Source organism: Leifsonia araucanica (assembly GCF_051161895.1).
Lineage (GTDB): Bacteria > Actinomycetota > Actinomycetes > Actinomycetales > Microbacteriaceae > Leifsonia.
The window spans coordinates 3436078-3454725 of sequence record NZ_JBMBTW010000002.1 but is presented as its reverse complement, the minus strand read 5'-3'; the positions used below and the strand labels follow the sequence as shown (position 1 = coordinate 3454725).

Genomic DNA, 18648 nt, shown 5'->3' with positions numbered 1-18648 from the left:
AAACATTGAGAAGGCGCAGAGAGAGATGGCGCGAATCCATCCTCGCGTCCTATAGCTTGTAGCAAAGCATAATCACGGTGGTTCGCAGGAACAGGCCGTCGGCCGGCGTCCGCCAACGGAGGAGAACGATGACACTCGGGAGCGTTTCCGACAGGAACATCTCGGCGAAGGTGGCCGACGAACTGCGCGAGGCCATTCAGAACGGCACGTTCGAACCCGGCGAGAGACTGGTCGAACGCAAACTGGCCGACCGGCTCGGCGTCAGCCACATCCCGGTCAGGGAAGCCCTCGCGAAGCTCGCCGAGGAGGGACTGATCGAACGGACGCCCCGCCGGGGAGCCCGCGTCGCGCTGCTCACCGACAAGGAGCTCGCCGAGATCTCCAGCCTCCGCATCGTGCTCGAACAGTACGTCGCCCAGCGCGTGCAGCAGACCTGGACCCCGAAGACGGAAGCGCAGCTCCGCAAGGTCGTCGACTCGATGGTCGCCGCCGCGGAGCGCAAGAACATCGACACGATGTTCGCCCTCGACCGCCGCTTCCACGAGACGCTCTGGGAGATGGCGGACAACCGCACGCTCCTCACCATCGCCTCCCAGCTCCGCAGCAGGATCAACGGGTTCCTCCGCGCGGCGAACGCCAGCCTCGCCCCCGACGAGCTCGTGGCCCACGCCCGCTCGCACGACGCCCTCGTGGATGCGCTGGCGAGCGGCGACACCGACCGTGCAGCCCAGGCGATGGCCGACCACGTCGAGATCGCCGCGCGACGCATCACGACGAGCGTGGTGGACGACGAGGGAAATCCGGCGAGCTAGCCGTGGGCCGGCCGGCGCCGCTTGCGCGCCGTGCGCGACTTCCGCAGCGCCTCGATGTCGGAGCGCAGCGCATCCATCCGCTGCTGCCGCCCACGCTCGTCGCCGCCGACCGACTGCACGCGCACCGTCTCCTCCACCACGGACGACAACTCCCGCCAGGCGTCCTGGCGGGAGTGCTCGACGATGTCTGCGAGGTAGTCGGGGTCCGCTGCGCGTGAGCGGAGGGCCCGCGCCGTCGCCTTCGCGAGGGCCTCGCGCCTGCGGAGGTTGAGCGAGTCCGCCGTGCGGTAGTCGTGGGTGTGCTCCGCACGGCCGTCCTGCACCTCCGCCCACGCCTGCTCGCGCACGATCCTGGCCTCGGAGGCGTCCGCCTCCTCCGCCAGCCGCAGCACGGCCTCCGCTGCGACCTCGCGGTAGTGCTCGGCGTCGAAGGCGCGGTCGGTGGTGAGGAGTTCGGTCATCATCCGGTTGCGGACGGCCATGCGCACCGCGTAGTCGGCGATGAGCAGCCCCTCCTCGAGCGCGTGCTCCAGGGTGGTGGGCCGCGGCGATTCGATGGCTGCCGCATCGAACGGCCGCATGTCCACCCGGCGGCCCCGGCGGAAGATGCCCATCGGAACCCCCTCTATCGCTGCATCCAGTGTGGCACCGGATGCGCGACCGGCGTCAGGCCGCCGGGACGAGCTCCTGCTCCGGCTTCGGTGCGTCCTGCGCCTGCTCCGCGGCGATCGGCACGGGAACCGCCGCGTGATCGTCAGCCGTCGCCGCGATCCGCGATGCCCGCATCAGCACGATCGCCACCACGGTCACCACGAGCGCCCCGGCGGACAGCAGCCCGGCCACGACGAAGCCGTCGCTGTACCCGGCCTCGGTCGGCAGTCCGTCCGCCGCCGTCGACCCGGTGACCAGCGCGGTCATCACAGCAGCGCCGATGGCGGAGCCGACCGTGCGCAGGTTGGCGTTCATCCCGCTGGCCACCCCGGTCTGGGTCGCAGGGACGCTCTGCACGACCACGCTGGTGATCGCCGCGTAGACGAGCCCGAGGCCGATGCCGAACACTCCGGATGCGACCGCCACCTCGGCCAGGCTGCTGTGGAATAGGCCGAGCGACACCGCGGCCACGGCCATCAGCCCGGCGGCGATCACGATCTGGGCGCGGAAGCCCACCCACCGGGCGAGCGGTCCGCTGAGGAACCCGGTGATCGCCATCGTGACGAGCATCGGGAGCATGAGCATCCCGGATTCGGCGACGGATGCGCCGAGCCCGTACCCGGTCGAGACCGGCGTCTGCACGAAGCGCGGGAAGAAGGCGAACACCGCGAACATCGATGCACCGACGAAGACGGCTGCCGCGTTCATCGTCCACACCCCGTGCTCGCGCATCAGGCGCATGTCGACCAGCGGCGTGCGGGAGCGCAGCTCCACGAGGATCCAGGCGGCGAGCAGCACGGCGGCGAGCACGAGCAGGCCGATCACGGCCGGCGATCCCCAGCCCCACTGCGCTCCCATGCTGAGCGGGAGCAGGAGGGCGACGAGCCAGCCGGACAGCAGCACGGCCGACCACGGGTTGACCCCTCCCGCTGCGCGGGTGGGCGATTCGGGGATGAACAGCATGGCGAGCACGGCGCCCGTGACGGTGAACACCGCGGGGACCAGGAACAGCCCGCGCCAGCTCAGGACGTCGGCGAGCGGCCCGGCGAGGACGGTGCCGAGCCCGCTGCCGATGGCGATGATGGAGGCGATCGCGCCGATGGCGGACGGCAGCCGGTGTGCGGGGAACTCGTCGCGGATGATGCCGAAGGCGAGCGGGAACATGGCGCCGCCGAGGCCCTGGATGATGCGGGCGCCGATCAGCACGCCGATGGTCGGCGCGACGGCGGCGACCACGCTTCCGAGCGCGACGGCCAGGAGGGCGAGGACGAGGATGCGGCGCTTGCCGACCATGTCTCCCACCCGGCCGAGCAGCGGGGTGGCGACGGCGGCCGAGATGAGCCAGGCGGTCATCGTCCAGGTGACGCCGGAGGTGGTGGTGCCGAGGTCGGTCTGGATGACGGGCAGCACGGGGACGACGAGGGATTGCAGAGTGGCGAAGGAGCCTGCGCTCAGCGCCAGGACGGCGAAAGTGAGGCTGGGGCGGGTTCGAGACATTGAGTTCTTCCGTTCTCGAGGGATGTGCCGAGATTTCGGCTAGAATGGAGGCTGGCTCCGATCGGAGGCAACCTCCGCTTTAACGACATTAGCGGAGGGCCCCTCCACTTTGCAACCCTCCCGGAGGAGAAATTGGCCAGCACCACCCCGACCGCCGTGTCGAACCGCCCGCTCAGGGCCGACGCGCGCCGCAACTTCGACGCGCTGCTCGCCGCCGCGCGTGAGGCGTTCGCGGCCAATGGCACCAGCGCATCCCTCGAAGACATCGCGCGCAGGGCCGGGGTCGGCATCGGCACCCTCTACCGCAACTTCCCCACCCGCGACGCCCTCGTCGAGGCCGTCTACGTCGACGAAGTGGATGCGGTCGTCGCCGCAGCGGAGGCCACCACCTCCCTCGAACCGTGGGCGGCCGTCGAGACCTGGGTGCGCAGGTTCGTCAGCTACATCGGTACCAAGAAGGCCCTGGTCGACGGCCTGAACAAGGACTCCCCCGTGCTGCTCACCTGCCGCACGTCCCTGTACGACGCCGGCGAGCCGCTCCTCGAACGCGCCAAGCAGGCCGGCGAGATGCGCGACGACGCGCAGATCCAGGATGTGGTCCGCATGCTCTCCGGGATCGCGAGCGTCGCGTTCGACGACGACGAGCAGCGCGACCGCGTGATCGCCATCGCGATGGACGGTCTCCGACCCCGCTGACCCCCTCTGCGGGCCGTCGGCCGCTGAGGTGACCCTCTAGGATTGGATATATGGAACTCGGCTTCTACGCGGTCATTGCCATCTCAGTGATCGTCGGGGTCGCCGCGTTCGCGAGGAAGCTCGGCGTCGCCGCGCCGATCATCCTGGTCCTGGTGGGTGTCGGGCTCTCCTACCTGCCCGGGGTGCCGGAGATCGAGGTCCCGCACGAGATCATCCTCGACGGACTGCTTCCGCCCATCCTCTACGCGGCGGCGATCAGCGTGCCGCTCACCGATTTCCGGCGCAACCTCGCGCCGATCGCCGGGCTCTCCGTGATCCTGGTGATCATCACGGCGTTCGCCTCCGGCTTCCTCCTCTACACGATGCTGCCCGACCTCAACCTCGCCGCCGCCGTGGCGCTCGGTGCGATCATCAGCCCTCCGGATGCGGTGGCCGCGACCTCGATCGGACGCAAGCTCGGGCTCCCTCCGCGCCTCCTCACCGTGCTCGAAGGCGAGGGACTGGTCAACGACGCGACAGCCCTGGTGCTGCTGCGCACCGCCATCGCCGCGGCCGTCGGCGCACTGGCGACCCCCTGGGCCGGCGTCTTCGACTTCTTCTACGCCGTGGTGGTCGCCCTGGTGATCGGCCTGGTGGCCGGCATCGTCTCGGTCTGGGTGCGCTCCAAGCTGAACGACCCCGTGCTCGACACCGCGCTGTCGATCGCCGTGCCGTTCGCGGCGTTCATGCCCACGGAGGCCGCGCACGGCTCCGGCGTGCTCGCCGTGGTGATCGCCGGCCTGTACACCGGCCACTCCGCGCCGAAGCACTTCACCGCCCAGGCCAGGATCACCGACCGCATCAACTGGCGCACCATCCAGTTCCTGCTGGAGAACGGCGTCTTCCTGCTCATCGGCCTCGAGATCCGCACCCTCGTCGCCGACGTCGAGCACCCCGAGATCCTCAGTGTCTGGGATGCGGTGGGCATCGGCCTGCTCGCCACGCTCGCCCTCGTGATCATCCGGTACATCCTGATCGGTCCCCTCGTGCTCGCGCTCCGGCAACGCGCACGGCTGGCGGAGAACGCCACCTTCCGGGAGTGGCTGATGATCAGTTACTTCCGCGACCATCCGGTGCGCACCAGGCGCGAGGCCTTCCGCAAGCAGCGCCTCGAAGCCCGGTACGCGCGACGCCGCGCCGACCTGGAACAGCTCAGGCAGGAAGACATCGACTGGCGCGGCGGTGTCGTGCTCGGCTGGTCCGGGATGCGCGGAGTGGTCACCCTGGCCGCCGCCCAGTCCCTGCCGGACGACGGCAGCATCCCGTACCGGCCCCAGCTCATCCTGATCGCGTTCACGGTCGCGGTGGTCAGCCTCGTGGTGCAGGGCGGGACGCTGCCCTGGCTGATCCGCCTGCTCAAGATCGAGGGCATCGACACCAAGTCGGACCGCCAGCAACTCGCCCGCCTGCTCGACGACCTCAGCAACGACGGCCTCGCGGTGCTCGACGACCCAGAGGGCGCCGCCGGCGTCGCAGACCCGATCGACCCCGAGGTGGTCGAACGCGTGCGCCAGTCCTCCTACCTCCGGGCGGAGTCGGCCTGGGAGCGCATCCTGATCAACGACGTCCCGGCAGACAGCCGCCCGCACCAGCTCTACCGCACCCTGCGCCTCGCCGTTGTCAACGCGGAACGCGACAGGCTCCTCGAAGAGCGGACGCGCGGCGCATACCCCTCGCGCATCCTGGAAGAGGCAGAGTCGATGCTCGACCTGGAGGAGACCAGGCTGCAGTCCCGCAACGTGCGGCACTGAGCGGTCGGCCCGGGAGGGACGACCTGGTGTTCACCGAATGTATGCCAGCATTTCTTTGAATCATTCAAATTAACCCGCTAGGCTCGTTCGCATGGACACGGCACAGCTCGAGAGCGCACTGCGCGCCTCCGGGCTCCGGGTCACGGCGGGCCGCGTCGCGGTTCTCGGGACCCTTGCCACTCACCCCCACGCGAACGCCGATACGGTCTTCCGCAGTGTGCTCGACGTGCTGCCGGGGACGTCGATCCAGAACGTGCACAACGTTTTGGGCGACCTGACCGAAGCCGGACTCGTGCGGCGCATCGAGCCCGCCGGCTCGCCGGCGCTGTACGAGCGGCGCATCGGCGACAACCACCATCACGTCGTCTGCACTTCGTGCGGAGCCGTCGCCGATGTGGACTGCGTCGTCGGCCACGCGCCGTGCCTCACCCCGTCGGATGCGTCCGGCTTCGCGGTGAGCACGGCCGAGGTGACGTTCTGGGGGCTGTGCCCGTCCTGCCAGGAGCGCGCGGCGAAAGCCCCGTCGCGCGTCGAGTGACGAAGGAGATTGCATGTCGGAGAACTACACGACCACCCAGACCGGTACCCCGGTCGGCAGCGACGCACACTCGCTGACCGCAGGAGAGAACGGCGTCACCGCGCTGCACGACCGCTACCTGGTGGAGAAGCTCGCGCAGTTCAACCGGGAGCGCATCCCGGAGCGCATCGTCCACGCCAAGGGCGGCGGAGCGTTCGGCACCTTCGTGGTCACCGGGAACGTCTCGCAGTACACCAAGGCCGCCGTGTTCCAGCCGGGCACCACCACGGAGACCGTGCAGCGGTTCTCGTCGGTCGCCGGCGAGCAGGGCTCCCCGGACACCTGGCGCGACGTCCGCGGCTTCTCGGTGAAGTTCTACACCTCCGAGGGCAACTACGACATCGTCGGCAACAACACCCCCGTGTTCTTCATCCGCGACGGCATCAAGTTCCCCGACTTCATCCACTCGCAGAAGCGCCTGCCGGGCTCCGGGCTGCGGGATGCTGACATGCAGTGGGACTTCTGGACCCTCTCCCCCGAGTCCGCGCACCAGGTGACCTACCTGATGGGCGACCGCGGCATCCCGCGCTCGTGGCGGCACATGCCCGGCTACGGCTCGCACACCTACCAGTGGATCAACGCGGCCGGTGAGCGCTTCTGGGTCAAGTACCACTTCCACGCCATGCAGGGCAACGAGGAGATGCACGGTGCGGAGGCGGAGGCCATCGCCGGTGCGGACGCCGACTACTACCGCCGCGACCTCTACGAGGCGATCGAGCGCGGCGAGTTCCCCGCGTGGAAGGTGTCCGTGCAGGTCATGCCGTTCGAGGACGCGAAGACCTATCGGTTCAACCCGTTCGACCTCACCAAGGTGTGGCCGCACAGCGACTACCCACTGATCGAGGTGGGCGTTCACACGCTCAACAAGAACCCGGAGAACTTCTTCGCCCAGATCGAGCAGGCGGCGTTCTCGCCGGCCAACACGGTCCCCGGCATCGACATCAGCCCGGACAAGATGCTGATGGCTCGCGTGTTCTCCTACCCGGACGCCCAGCGATACCGGGTCGGCACCAACTACAACGAGCTGCCGGTCAACGCCCCGGTCGCCCCCGTGCACAACTACTCGCAGGACGGCGCGGGCCGTCACGGCTTCAAGGCCGCGACCGCCCCGGTGTACGCGCCCAACTCGAAGGGCGGACCCGTCGCCGACGCGGACCGCGCCGGTGAGGGTTCGTGGGAGTCGGACGGCGCCCTGGTGCGTGCGGCGGCGACCCTGCACGCCGAGGACTCCGACTTCGGCCAAGCGGGAACGCTCTACCGCGATGTCTACGACGCCGCGGCCAAGGAGCGCTTCCTCGAAACCATCACGGGAGCGGTCGGCGGCGTGAAGAGCGCCGAGATCCGCGAGCGCGCCATCCAGTACTGGACCAACGTGGATGCGACGCTCGGCGCCGCCCTCCGCGCCAACCTGGAGAACGGCGGCACGACCCCGGACGAGTCCGCGGAGTACGTCGGCGTCGCCGGCTAGTCCAGCGCCTCCAGCGCCTCCAGCGCCTCCAGCGCCTCCAGCGCCTCCAGCGCATCCACCGGAACGGCCCCGGATCGCCTCCACGGCGGTCCGGGGCCGTTCCCGTCTGCGACCGGTGCGACTAGGAGGGAACGACCTCGGCGAGCGCCCCGGATTCGAGCGCGACCCACACCGTGCCGTCCGCCGCGACGGCCAGGCCGTGCGGCTCGGAGTCCGCGGTCGGCAGGTCGTGCAGCGTCAGGGCGCCCGCTGCCGTGACGTGCGCGAGCTGGTTCGCTCCCCAGAGCGTCGCCCACACGCCGCCGTCGCCGTCCGCGGCCACCGCGTGCGGCTTCGCGCCCTGCTTCAGCTGCACCGTGCTTAGGTCGCCCCGATGGATGCGCGCCAGCGCGTCCCCGAGGATCAGCGCCACCCACACGCCGCCGTCCGAGGCGACCGCGATCCCGACGGGACCGGACGGGTCACCCGGCAGCTCGGTGAACGCGATCGCCGCATCCCCTCCGCGCACGTGGCCGACCAGCCCGGCGGCGTTGAGGGTGAACCAGAGGCTGTCCCCCGTCGTCGCGATCATCGACACGAACGAGCCTTCCCGCCCCACCGGGAACTCCTCCACCCTGCCGAGGATGTCGATGCGGCCGAGGGCGTCAGCCCCCAGCTCGGTGAACCAGGCCGTGCCGTCGTCGAGCGCGACCACGCCGAACGGCTGAGCATCCGGCGTGGGGACGGCGACCTCGCCGATCAGCTCGACCCGCGCATCCCGCACCCCGAGGTGCACCAGGCGGTTGCCCGTGCTGTCGGTCGCCCACACCGTCGACTCGGTGGCGGCGGCCAGCAGCGACGGCTGCGACCCGTCGCCGAGCGACAGGTACGCGACCGTGCCGTCCGGGGACAGCCTCCCCACCCTGCCGCCGTGCACGAGCGTGAACCACACACCACCGTCGCGCGTGACGGCGACGCCGTACGGGCCGTCGCCCGGCTCGCCGACCGGATGCTCGATCACGCGCACCGCCGAAACCTCCGCCGTCACAGCGTCGCGGTGATCGTGCGGTCGTACACCGTGCGTCCGCCGACGCCGATGCGGTCGTCGCCCTCGATGGCGGTGACCAGCTCGGAGCCCTCGCCCTGGCTGATGTGCAGGTCGCGGCCGAGCCGCGCGGTCAGTGCGATGGCAGCGGCGCCGGTGGCCTCGTCCTCGATGATGCCCATCGCCGGGGCGAACATGCGCGAGCGCAGGTGGGCGACCGACTCGTCGATCCAGGCGTACGCGTAGTGCTTGCCCTCGGTGAACGCGTACGCGTCGAGCGCATCCACATCGGCCGGGGACTCCAGCGGCAGCCACTCGAACGTCGGCGCCCACTCCGCCTCCGCCGTGATCCAGGTGGGCTCGTCCTCCGAGCCGTACGTCACATCCACGATCCCGGCGGGCTCACGCAGCATCGTGATCGGCGTGCCTTGCTCGGAGAGCCACCAGGCGGTGCCCACGCTCGGGTGACCGGCGAACGGCAGCTCGGCGGCCGGGGTGAAGATGCGGATGGTCGCGACGCGCCCGAGTTCGCCGTCCTCGCTCAGCGCATCCAGGAACACCGTCTCGCTGAAACCGAGCGCAGAGGCGATCGCCTGCTCCCGCCCGGCCGTCGCCGTCGAACTGCGCACGATGCCCAGCTCGTTGCCGTTCGCGCCACGATCGTCCGTGAAGACGCGCACCACCACTACCTCGATCGATTCGTCCATGCAGCCAGCCTCCCACGAACCCGGCGCGTGCGGATGCTCCTGCGTATAGTGGGGGTGCTCGAAGCAGTGAGGAAGCGCATACATGGGCCGGAATCCGACCGTCTACGATGTTGCGACGCACGCCGGTGTGTCCATCGCGACGGTGTCGCGCGTGTTCAGCCGCCCGGACACCGTGAAGCAGGAGACGCGCGAACGCGTGCAGGCCTCCGTGGATGCGCTCGGCTACGTCCCGAGCGGAGCGGCCCGCGGTCTCGCCGCCCGCAAGACGGGCGTGCTCGGCCTGTTCTTCCCCGGCCTCGACGCGATGGACGACATCTCCGACGTGCCCATCGACGGCGAGGACGACGACGCCAGCCGCACCACGATCATCCGGGATGTCGGCGGCGTCGCGGACACCAGGCCGCTGAACCTGTACTTCGACGAAGTGCTCCGCGGGAGCGAGCTGGAGGCGTGGCGCAACGGCTTCGTGCTGCTCGTCGGCGTCGGCCGCGGCACCACGTCGGCCGAGACGGTCAGGGAGATGGCCGGCCGGGTCGACGGGCTGGTGGTGCTGGCGGGGAGCGCGAGCGAGGACGAGCTGACCCAGCTGGCGAGGCGCATCCCGGTCGTCGTGATGGCGGGGGCCCGCGGCGGCGACACGTTCGACCACGTCTCCGTCAGCAACAGCGAGGGGATGCGCGCCCTCGTCGGCCACCTCGTCGACGACCTCGGCGTGCACGATCTCGTGTACGTCGCGGGAAGCATCGACTCGCCGGACGACGCAGAACGTTGGGACGGCTACCGGTCGGCCCTCGCTGAGCGCGGGATGCCCGTGCCGGACGCCCCGCTGCTCCGCGGCGACTTCACCCGCGACGGCGGCCGCAGGGTCGGCCGCGAACTGCTCGCCTCCGGCACGCTGCCGCGCGCTGTGGTGTGCGCCAACGACCAGATGGCGCTCGGCGTCATCGACGCTGCGCGCATCGGCGGCGTGGAGGTGCCGGCCGACCTCATCGTGACCGGTTTCGACGGCATCGACGCCGGCCGGCTCTCCACGCCGCGCCTCACCACGGTGAAGCAGCCGATGGAGCTGCTCGGCCGCGCGGCCGTGCAGCTCCTGGTGCGGCGACTCGCCGACCCCACGCGCCCTGCGGGCTCCGTCCGTCTCCCCGTCGAGGTCTACCTCCGCGAGAGCTCCGAGCCCGCCTGACGCGCCCCTCCCGTCCCCAAACAATCGAGTCCGAAGTTATTCACGCGACACGCCGGGCGGAGGCGTGAACAACTTCGGACTCGATTGTGTGGGGGCCCGAGACAGGGTCAGGCGGCGAGGACGACGCTTTCGAGGAGGAGGTCGGTGACGGTGTGCGGGGTGCGGCCGCCGACGCAGACGAAGAAGACGAAGTCTTCCTGCGCGTCGACGGTGATGACCGCATCCACGGCGTGCCAGACGTCCTCGGGCAGGGCGGCGAGGCTGAGCATCTCGAACGAGCGCCGTTCGGCGTCGCGCGCGGTGCCCTGCACCGTGTAGAACGCGTCGACGCTGGCGTCGTCGCTCGGGTCGGCGAGCCAGCCGACGAGCGGCGTGGCCGTCGCGGCGCTGATCGGGAGGACGGGGAACAGTGCGGCCGTCAGCCGTTCGATCGAGACGCCGCTCGCGAGCCCGGCGCCGCGGGAGGCGTCGAGCGATGAGATGGCGATCCACCGGCCGGGGGCGACGTCGTCGACCACGGACAGGAGGGGTGCGGGCATAGGGGTGTCAGAGATTGTGGACATGGAAGTTCGGGTACTTTCCATCGAATTCACGCCGATTGATGGGTCACGGAGGCGCTTCCCTAGCACGTTCCCCCATGCACCGCATCGAACAGACGAAGCGGGTAAACGCTCTCGACGGTGCCGAGAGGACTCCACCGGCTTTTCGGGAAGCCGATGACGTACCCCGACTATAGCGGTCTGTCCTCCATTGTGCGGACCCCCATTCGGGGGCATCTTGCAAAAGTTAATGTATGCGCTTACAGTGGTCGGCGTACCAACAAGGATGGTGGCAATGACGCACACGAAACACACCGGCGCCCGGCGCCGGGGACTCGCGATGCTCGCGACGCTGGCCGCGGCCGCGCTGGCCCTCTCGGGCTGCAGCATCAAGATCCAGAGCCAGCAGGACCCGTCGATCCCGGCGGACACCATGCTGCTGGCCGCAGACAAAGGCACTCCGATGATGGAGCGCAACTTCAACCCGTACCTCGTCAACAAGCGGGCGGCGTCGAGCTACATCTACGAGCCCCTCGTGGTCATCAACGTGCTCGACGGCAAAGGCACGCCCTGGCTGGCCTCGAAGATCGAGCTCCCCGACCCGCAGACGATCGACTACACCATCCGGAGCGGTGCGACCTGGTCGGACGGCACACCGTTCACCGTCCAGGATGTGAAGTTCACCCTCGACCTCATCAAGAAGTTCCCGACGCTCGACCTCAAGGGCGCCTGGCAGCACATCAAGAGCCTGGAGGTGAAGGGCGACCACCTGATCGTGCACCTCAAGGAGGCGGACGCCCCGGCATCCGACATCATCTCCCAGACGCTCATCGTGCCCCAGCACATCTGGAAGGACGTCAAGAACCCGGACACCTGGCGCGACCCGAACCCGGTCGGCACCGGCCCGTACACGCTCGGCAACTTCTCCTCGCAGCAGTACACGATGGACAAGAACGAGTCGTACTGGCAGGCGGACAAGGTCGAGGTGAAGCACCTCGTGCTCCCCTCCGCCACCAGCGAGCTCGACATCGCCACCAAGGGCTTCGACTGGGCGTACGCCTTCATGAGCGACGTGCAGGGCACCTGGGTGTCCGCCAACAAGAACAACAAGTACTGGTTCCCGCCGGGCGGCGTCATCAGCCTGATGCCCAACCTCACGGTGAAGCCGTTCGACAACCTGGATGTGCGCCGCGGCATCGCGCTCGCCCTCGACAGGGACAAGATCGCGGACTCCGCCACCGAGGGCTACATGAAGGCGGCGGGACAGACCGGGCTCATGCTGCCCAACCAGCAGGCGGAACTCGACCCGAGCATCCCGGACCAGGGGATCATCTCCCAGAACACCCAGGCGGCGCTGGAGGCGTTCGCGAAGGCCGGATACACCAAGCAGGGCGACAAGCTGGTGGATGCGACCGGCAAGCAGTTCTCGTTCTCCATCACCACCGCGAACGGATACTCCGACTGGCTGCGTGCCGTGCAGGAGGTCCGCAAGGAGCTCGGTGCCATCGGCATCGACGTCTCGATCAAGCAGCCGCAGCCGCCGGGATATCAGCAGGCCATCCAGAACGGCGACTTCCAGGTCGCGATGGGCGGCATGGGTGGTGGCATCATCTTCCAGGCGTTCAACGGCCTGCTCTCCAGCGAGTTCGCCACCCCGATGGGCAAGGCGACCGCCAGCAACTACGGCCGATACAGCAACCCGGCGACCGACCAGCTGCTCCAGGAGTACAAGGTCACCACCGACGAGACCGCCCGCCTGCAGCTCAGCCACGAACTGCAGCGCGTCGTCTACGACCAGCTGCCCGTGATCGGCCTCTACTACGGCGGCCTCTGGGGGCTGTACAACGACGCCAAGTTCACCGGCTGGCCGGATGCGAAGAACCCGTACGCACCGCCGCAGACCTACGACCAGACCCCGCTGCTCGTGTTCACCCATCTGAAGCTCCGGAAGGACGGTGAGTAGGCCGATGGCGTACGCGCTCCGCAAGCTCGGCCTGTTCGTCCTCACCCTGTGGGCGGCGGTCACGCTGAACTTCATCCTGCCGAGGCTCATGCCCGGCTCCCCCACCGACGCCGCCATCGCGAAGCTCTCGCAGAACGGCCCTGTCACCGCCGCCACCCGCGCGGCCATCGAAGCCCAGCTCGGCGTCCCGGGCGGCAACCTCTGGGACCAGTACGTGAGCTACCTGCACCAGGTGGTCACGTTCGACTTCGGCGTCTCGTACACGTTCTATCCGCAGAGCGTGTCCGAGCTGGTCGGCCAGGCGTTTCCGTACACGATCGTGCTGCTCGGCATCGTGACCATCGTCGCCTTCGTGCTCGGCACCTTGCTCGGCGTGCTCGCCGCCTGGCGCCGCAACACCTGGCTCGATTCGCTGCCGACCCTGACCGGCACGTTCGCCAGCACGTTCCCGTACTTCTGGACGGCGCTGCTCCTGCTGTTCTTCCTCGGCTACGTGCTGCACTGGTTCCCCACCTCCGGGGCGTTCGGCCCGACGGCGACGCCGGCGTGGAGCTGGGACTTCATCGTCGATGTCGCGTACCACGCCGTGCTTCCCGCGATCACCATCCTGATCACCTCGATCGGCGGCTGGATCCTCGGGATGCGCAACGCCATGATCAACACCCTCGGCGACGACTACGTGACGTTCGCGGAGGCCAACGGTCTCAAGGGCCGCACGGTCGCCATGAAGTACGCGGCCCGCAACGCGATCCTGCCGAACCTCACCGGGTTCGGGCTGGCCCTCGGCGGCGTGGTCGGCGGCTCCATCCTGGTGGAGCAGGTGTTCGGATACCCGGGTATCGGCTTCCTGCTGTTCAACGCGGTGATCGGCCAGGACTACCCGCTCATGCAGGCGCTGTTCCTCCTCATCACCGTCAGCGTTCTCGTCGCCAACTTCCTCGTCGACATTCTGTACGGCGTACTCGACCCAAGGACCCGCCGATGACCACGACACAGAGTTTCAAGTCCATCACCACGGACGCGGCCTCCGCATCCGGAGGGTCGAAGCCGCCGCACAGGCTCGCATTCATCGGGCGGGCGGCGTCGACGCTCTGGTCGAACTGGAAGTCCAGGCTCGGCCTCATCATCCTGGCGTTCTTCGTGCTCGTCGCGATCTTCGCCCCGCTGCTCGCACCGTACGGCGCGACGCAGGACGGCTTCCCCCGCAACGCGGACTCGAGCCCCGAGCACTGGTTCGGCACCACCGCCGCCGGAGAGGACGTGCTCAGCCAGCTCATCTACGGCGCTCGGGTGAGCGTGGCCGTCGGGTTCATCGCCGGCTTCCTCTCCACGGTCGTCGCCGTGCTGATCGGACTCAGCTGGGGCTACATCCGGGGCTTCGGCGCCGAGGTGGTCAACTTCTTCGTCAACCTCTTCCTCGTGATCCCCGGCCTTCCGCTGATGATCGTGATCGCCGCATACCTGCAGAACGGCGGCCTGTTCATGATCGTGACGGTGATCGTGATCACCGGATGGGCGTGGGGCGCCCGCGTGCTGCGCAGCCAGACGCAGTCCCTGCGGTCGCGCGACTTCGTCACCGCCGCCCGGTTCTCCGGCGACCGGCCGTTCCGGATCGTGTTCAACGAGATCCTGCCCAACATGACCTCGCTCATCACCGGCAGCTTCTTCGGAGCGGCGACGGCGGCGATCTTGGCGGAGGCCGGTCTGGAGTTCCTCGGACTCGGAGACTCCTCGATCGTCAGCTGGGGCACCATCCTCTACTGGGCGCAGAACTCCAACGCCCTCCTCACCGGCCAGTGGATCCTGCTGTTCGCCCCCGGTCTCTGCATCGCGCTGCTCGCGATGAGCCTCACGCTCATCAACTTCGGCGTCGACGCCATCAGCAATCCGCGCCTCCGCGAAGGCCGCCCCGCGAAAGAAAAGAGCGCACGATGAGCGAACTTCTCGAGGTCCGCGACCTCTCCGTCATCTACGAGTCGGCCGGGCAGACGCCCGTGCAGGCGGTCGACCACGTCTCGTTCACCGTCGGTGCCGGCGAGTTCATCGGCCTGGTCGGCGAGTCCGGCTCCGGCAAGTCGACGCTGGGCTTCGCGCTCACCCGGCTGCAGAAGCCGCCGGCGCGCACGAACGGCGGTGAGATCCTGTTCGGCGGGCAGGACATCCGGGAGCTCGACGCCGAGCAGCTGCGCCGTCAGCGCCAGGGCGGTTTCGCGATGGTGCTGCAGTCCGGCATGAACGCCCTCAACCCGGTCCGCACGATCCGCAAGCACTTCGCCGACATCTTCCGCGCCCACGGCCACGTGCCGAAGGAGCGCTGGGACAACCGGATGCGCGAACTCGTCGGCAAGGTCGGGCTCACCGAGCAGGTGCTCGCCCGTTTCCCCGGCGAACTCTCCGGCGGGATGCGCCAGCGCGTCTCGATCGCGCTCGCCCTGTCGCTCGAACCCCGCCTGATGGTGTTCGACGAGCCGACCACCGCGCTCGACGTGCTCGTGCAGCACGCGATCATGGACACGATCACCGAACTGCAGCAGTCGGAGGGCTTCACCGCCATCCTGATCAGCCACGACCTGGGCGTCGTGCTCGAAGCGACGCAGCGCGTGCTCGTGATGCACGACGGACGCATCGTGGAGGACGCGTCGAGCAGACAGATCCTCGAAGCGCCGCAGCACGAGTACACGCGGATGCTGCTGAGCCACTACGCCGACCCGCGGGCCGAGGTGGTGGAGCTGCCGGGGTTCCCCGCGAGGCGCGAGGGTGCTGGCGCATCCGGCGCAGGCGCGACCACGGCGGTGCGCGAGCGCGACGGCCGTGCAGCGCAGGCCGCCATCGTGGTCGACGGCGTCTCCAAGGTGTACCCGGCTCCCCGCCGCGGCGAGAGCGAGGTGACCGCGGTAGACAACGTCTCGTTCACGCTCGAACCGGGCCAGTCGCTCGCGCTCGTCGGCGCATCCGGCTCCGGCAAGTCGACCATCGCCAAGCTGCTCACCGGCGTCGAGAAGCCGACCTCCGGCACCGTCACCTTCGGTGACGCGGATGTGGCGAAGCTCGGCCGCCGCGGCGTGCGCGACCTGCACAAGAACGTGCAGATGGTGTTCCAGGATCCGTACGCGGCCCTCAACCCGCTGCACACCGTCGAGTACGCCCTGACGCGTCCGGTGGTCAACTTCACCGGTCTGCACGGCTCTGCCGCCCGCGCCCGCGTGCTCGAACTGCTCGAGACGGTCGGCCTCACGCCGGTCGAGCAGTTCGCCTCCAAGCTGCCGCACCAGCTCTCGGGCGGGCAGCGGCAGCGCGTCGTCATCGCGCGCGCCCTGGCCAGCGACCCGCAGGTGCTGATCGCCGACGAGCCCGTCTCCATGCTGGACGTGACGCTGCGCGCCGGAGTGCTCGCCCTGCTCGAAGACCTCAGGGAGCGGTGGGGCGTCTCGCTGCTCTACATCACGCACGACCTGCTCTCCGCACGGCTCGTCACCGACGACATCATGGTGCTCAACTCGGGTCGCGTCGTCGAGCGGGGCAGGACGGCGGACGTACTGCGGCACCCGTCCGATCCGTACACGGTCGAGCTGCTCGACGCCGTCCCGAACCCGGCCCGCGCCAGGGAGGCGCTCGCATGACCGCCGCCCGGTTCTCGCCGATCCCCGCGTTCGGTGCGCTGCCCATCCCGGACGGCGTCGAGGTGGTCGGCATCCCCGCCGCGGTCGGCACGCTCACGGCGCTGCACGCTCCGGCACGGGATGCGCGGGGCACGGTGCTCTTCGTCCCCGGCTTCACGGGGTCGAAAGAGGACTTCCGCACCTTCCTCCCCCTGCTCGCCGCGGAGGGCTGGGACGTCTGGGCGTACAGCCAGCGCGGCCAGGCGGACTCCGCCGCCCCCTCCGGCGTCGACAGCTACCGGCTCGACGCCCTCGCCGCCGACACCGTCGAGGTGGCGCGCCTGATCGCCGACGGCCGCCCCGTCCACCTGATCGGCCACAGCCTCGGCGGCGTCGTCGGGCGCGAGGCGGTCATCGCCGCACCGGAGGCGTTCGCCTCGTACACCATGCTCTGCTCCGGCCCCACCGGCTGGCCCGGCCGCCACCAGGAGACGACGGACACGGTCACCGCCTCCGGCTCGATCGGGATGTGGAACCGCGACAACCCGCACACCGTCGGGCAGCCGGACTCCGCCCTCACCGCCGACGAGGCCTTCCTCCGCCTGCGTGCGGAGCGCACGTCGAGCGAGAACCTGCTCGCCGGGGCCGAGATCCTGCGCGCAGACCGCGACACGACGGACGCGCTGCGCGCATCCGGAGTCCCCGTCCTCGTCGCCCACGGCGAGTTCGACGACGCGTGGCCCATCCCGATGCAGCAGCACATGGCGGAACGGCTCGGTGCGAGCTACGCCGTGATCCCCGGCGGCCACCACTCCCCCCAGCTCGAAGCGCCGGAGGCCACCGTCTCCGCGCTGGACGCTTTCCTCTCGACCATCCACTGAAACAGGAGAACTGTGCTCACCTTCCCCGACGGATTCCTCTGGGGCGCTGCGACCGCTGCGCACCAGATCGAAGGCAACAACATCAACAGCAATTGGTGGGTGCTCGAGCACACACCGGGCACGACCATCGTGGAACCGTCGGGAGACGCGATGGACAGCTACCACCGCTACCGCGAAGACATGAAGCTGCTGGCGGACGCCGGACTGAACACCTACCGGTTCAGCGTCGAGTGGGCGCGCATCGAACCCGAGCGCGGCTTCGTCTCCCGCGCGGAGATCGACCACTACCGCCGCATGGTGGACACCGCCCACGAGTTCGGCCTGAAGCCGGTGGTGACGCTCATGCACTTCACCGTGCCGCGCTGGTTCGACCGCGACGGCTTCTGGCGGGCGCCGGATGCGGCGGACCTGTTCGCCAGGTACACCGAGCTCGCGCTCCCCATCGTCTCCGACGGCGTCGACTACGTCTGCACCATCAACGAGCCGAACATCGCTGCGATGCTCGCGGGCGGAGAGGACGCGGCCAACCTGGTCGCGTACGGCCTGCCGAACCCGGACCTCGGGGTCGCGGATGCGCTGCTCGCCTCGCACAAACGCTCCAGGGAGGTGCTGTCGCAGGTTTCCGGGCTGAAGTCGGGCTGGACCATCGCGACGCAGGCGTTCCGCTCCAACGGAGAGCCCGGCTCGGAGGAGATGCTGCGCGAGTACGGCTACCCGCGCGACGACTGGTACCTGGAGCAGTCGGCCGGCGACGACTTCGTCGGCGTGCAGGCGTACACGCGCACGTTCATCGGCCCGAGCGGGCCGCTGCCGGTGGCCGACGACGTCGAGACCACACTGACCGGCTGGGAGTTCTACCCGCCCGCCGCCGCAGAGGGTGTGCGGAGCGCGTGGGAGCTGTCCGGCGGCGTCCCGGTGATGATCACCGAGAACGGGATCGCGACCAGCGACGACGAGCGCAGGATCGCGTACACGGACGCCGCGCTGCGGGAGCTGCACGCCACCATCGAGGACGGCATCCAGCTGGAGGGCTACCTGCACTGGAGCGCCCTCGACAACTACGAGTGGGCGAGCGGCTTCCGGCCGACCTTCGGCCTGATCGCCGTCGACCGCGAGACCTTCGTCCGCACCCCCAAGCCGTCGCTGGCCTGGCTCGGCTCCGTCGCGCGCGCCAACGCCCTCTGACCCCACCCCTCCACAACAATCGAGTCCGGACTTATGCACGCGACACGCCGAGCGTGACCGTGCATAAGTCCGG

At 69.3% G+C, this 18648-nt stretch carries 17 protein-coding genes; 12 read left to right on the top strand and 5 right to left on the bottom strand.

Annotation, left to right across the window (positions count from 1 at the left end):
• The first annotated feature begins 128 nt into the window (after positions 1-128).
• Complete coding sequence (locus tag ACN6M5_RS16705) at positions 129-812, top strand: GntR family transcriptional regulator (RefSeq protein WP_168688624.1); 684 nt, start codon at positions 129-131, stop codon at positions 810-812.
• Here ACN6M5_RS16705 and ACN6M5_RS16700 read toward each other — a convergent pair.
• Positions 809-1426 carry a hypothetical protein gene (locus tag ACN6M5_RS16700; protein ID WP_168688623.1) on the bottom strand — a complete coding sequence of 206 codons (618 nt, stop codon included), beginning with the start codon at positions 1424-1426 and terminating at the stop codon, positions 809-811. The genes ACN6M5_RS16705 and ACN6M5_RS16700 overlap by 4 nt on opposite strands.
• Positions 1427-1478: 52 nt before the next feature.
• Positions 1479-2960, bottom strand: coding sequence for an MFS transporter (locus ACN6M5_RS16695; RefSeq protein WP_434951555.1), 1482 nt, complete (start codon positions 2958-2960; stop codon positions 1479-1481).
• A 132-nt stretch (positions 2961-3092) separates the two neighbouring features.
• On the opposite strand from ACN6M5_RS16695, the gene ACN6M5_RS16690 reads away from it, so the two are divergent.
• The 4 genes from ACN6M5_RS16690 to ACN6M5_RS16675 all read left to right on the top strand — a co-directional run bounded on the left by ACN6M5_RS16690 (position 3093) and on the right by ACN6M5_RS16675 (position 7491).
• The gene (locus ACN6M5_RS16690) at positions 3093-3656 is read left to right on the top strand and encodes a TetR/AcrR family transcriptional regulator (protein WP_168688621.1); all 564 of its coding nucleotides are present in this window, start codon (positions 3093-3095) and stop codon (positions 3654-3656) included.
• Between the two features lie 50 nt (positions 3657-3706).
• Positions 3707-5446 carry a cation:proton antiporter gene (locus ACN6M5_RS16685; protein ID WP_085368674.1) on the top strand — a complete coding sequence of 580 codons (1740 nt, stop codon included), beginning with the start codon at positions 3707-3709 and terminating at the stop codon, positions 5444-5446.
• A gap of 91 nt (positions 5447-5537) precedes the next feature.
• Complete coding sequence (locus ACN6M5_RS16680; protein WP_434951552.1) at positions 5538-5984, top strand: Fur family transcriptional regulator; 447 nt, start codon at positions 5538-5540, stop codon at positions 5982-5984.
• 13 nt (positions 5985-5997) lie between these two features.
• Positions 5998-7491 (top strand): catalase, encoded by a 1494-nt coding sequence (locus ACN6M5_RS16675; RefSeq protein ID WP_434951550.1) that lies wholly within the window; start codon positions 5998-6000, stop codon positions 7489-7491.
• Positions 7492-7612: 121 nt separating this feature from the next.
• On the opposite strand, the gene ACN6M5_RS16670 is transcribed toward ACN6M5_RS16675, so the two are convergent.
• Both ACN6M5_RS16670 and ACN6M5_RS16665 read right to left on the bottom strand, forming a co-directional pair.
• Positions 7613-8518, bottom strand: coding sequence for a Vgb family protein (locus tag ACN6M5_RS16670; protein WP_434951548.1), 906 nt, complete (start codon positions 8516-8518; stop codon positions 7613-7615).
• Positions 8515-9222 (bottom strand): PhzF family protein, encoded by a 708-nt coding sequence (locus ACN6M5_RS16665; RefSeq protein ID WP_085368679.1) that lies wholly within the window; start codon positions 9220-9222, stop codon positions 8515-8517. Before ACN6M5_RS16665 ends, ACN6M5_RS16670 begins: the two co-directional genes overlap by 4 nt.
• Positions 9223-9304: 82 nt before the next feature.
• Between ACN6M5_RS16665 and ACN6M5_RS16660 the strand changes: the two genes are divergently transcribed.
• On the top strand, positions 9305-10408 hold the full coding sequence (locus tag ACN6M5_RS16660) for a LacI family DNA-binding transcriptional regulator (RefSeq protein ID WP_434951546.1): 1104 nt from the start codon (positions 9305-9307) through the stop codon (positions 10406-10408).
• Between the two features lie 107 nt (positions 10409-10515).
• On the opposite strand, the gene ACN6M5_RS16655 is transcribed toward ACN6M5_RS16660, so the two are convergent.
• On the bottom strand, positions 10516-10947 hold the full coding sequence (locus ACN6M5_RS16655) for a hypothetical protein (protein WP_256921888.1): 432 nt from the start codon (positions 10945-10947) through the stop codon (positions 10516-10518).
• Between the two features lie 295 nt (positions 10948-11242).
• Here ACN6M5_RS16655 and ACN6M5_RS16650 point away from each other — a divergent pair, with 295 nt between their 5' ends.
• Genes ACN6M5_RS16650 through ACN6M5_RS16625 form a run of 6 tightly spaced genes read left to right on the top strand, consistent with a single transcriptional unit; the run spans position 11243 to position 18575 of the window.
• Positions 11243-12910: an ABC transporter substrate-binding protein gene (locus ACN6M5_RS16650; protein ID WP_434951543.1), complete on the top strand. Its 1668-nt coding sequence runs from the start codon at positions 11243-11245 to the stop codon at positions 12908-12910.
• 4 nt (positions 12911-12914) lie between these two features.
• Positions 12915-13895, top strand: coding sequence for an ABC transporter permease (locus ACN6M5_RS16645; protein WP_085368683.1), 981 nt, complete (start codon positions 12915-12917; stop codon positions 13893-13895).
• The gene (locus ACN6M5_RS16640) at positions 13892-14845 is read left to right on the top strand and encodes an ABC transporter permease (protein ID WP_085368684.1); all 954 of its coding nucleotides are present in this window, start codon (positions 13892-13894) and stop codon (positions 14843-14845) included. Before ACN6M5_RS16645 ends, ACN6M5_RS16640 begins: the two co-directional genes overlap by 4 nt.
• A complete protein-coding gene (locus tag ACN6M5_RS16635; protein WP_434951540.1) occupies positions 14842-16530 on the top strand; it encodes an ABC transporter ATP-binding protein in 1689 nt (562 codons plus the stop codon). Before ACN6M5_RS16640 ends, ACN6M5_RS16635 begins: the two co-directional genes overlap by 4 nt.
• Positions 16527-17390, top strand: a complete 864-nt coding sequence (locus ACN6M5_RS16630) for an alpha/beta fold hydrolase (RefSeq protein ID WP_434951538.1) — start codon at positions 16527-16529, stop codon at positions 17388-17390. The genes ACN6M5_RS16635 and ACN6M5_RS16630 overlap by 4 nt, the downstream gene beginning before the upstream one ends.
• A 12-nt stretch (positions 17391-17402) precedes the next feature.
• Positions 17403-18575: a glycoside hydrolase family 1 protein gene (locus ACN6M5_RS16625; protein ID WP_434951536.1), complete on the top strand. Its 1173-nt coding sequence runs from the start codon at positions 17403-17405 to the stop codon at positions 18573-18575.
• Positions 18576-18648: the final 73 nt, after the last annotated feature.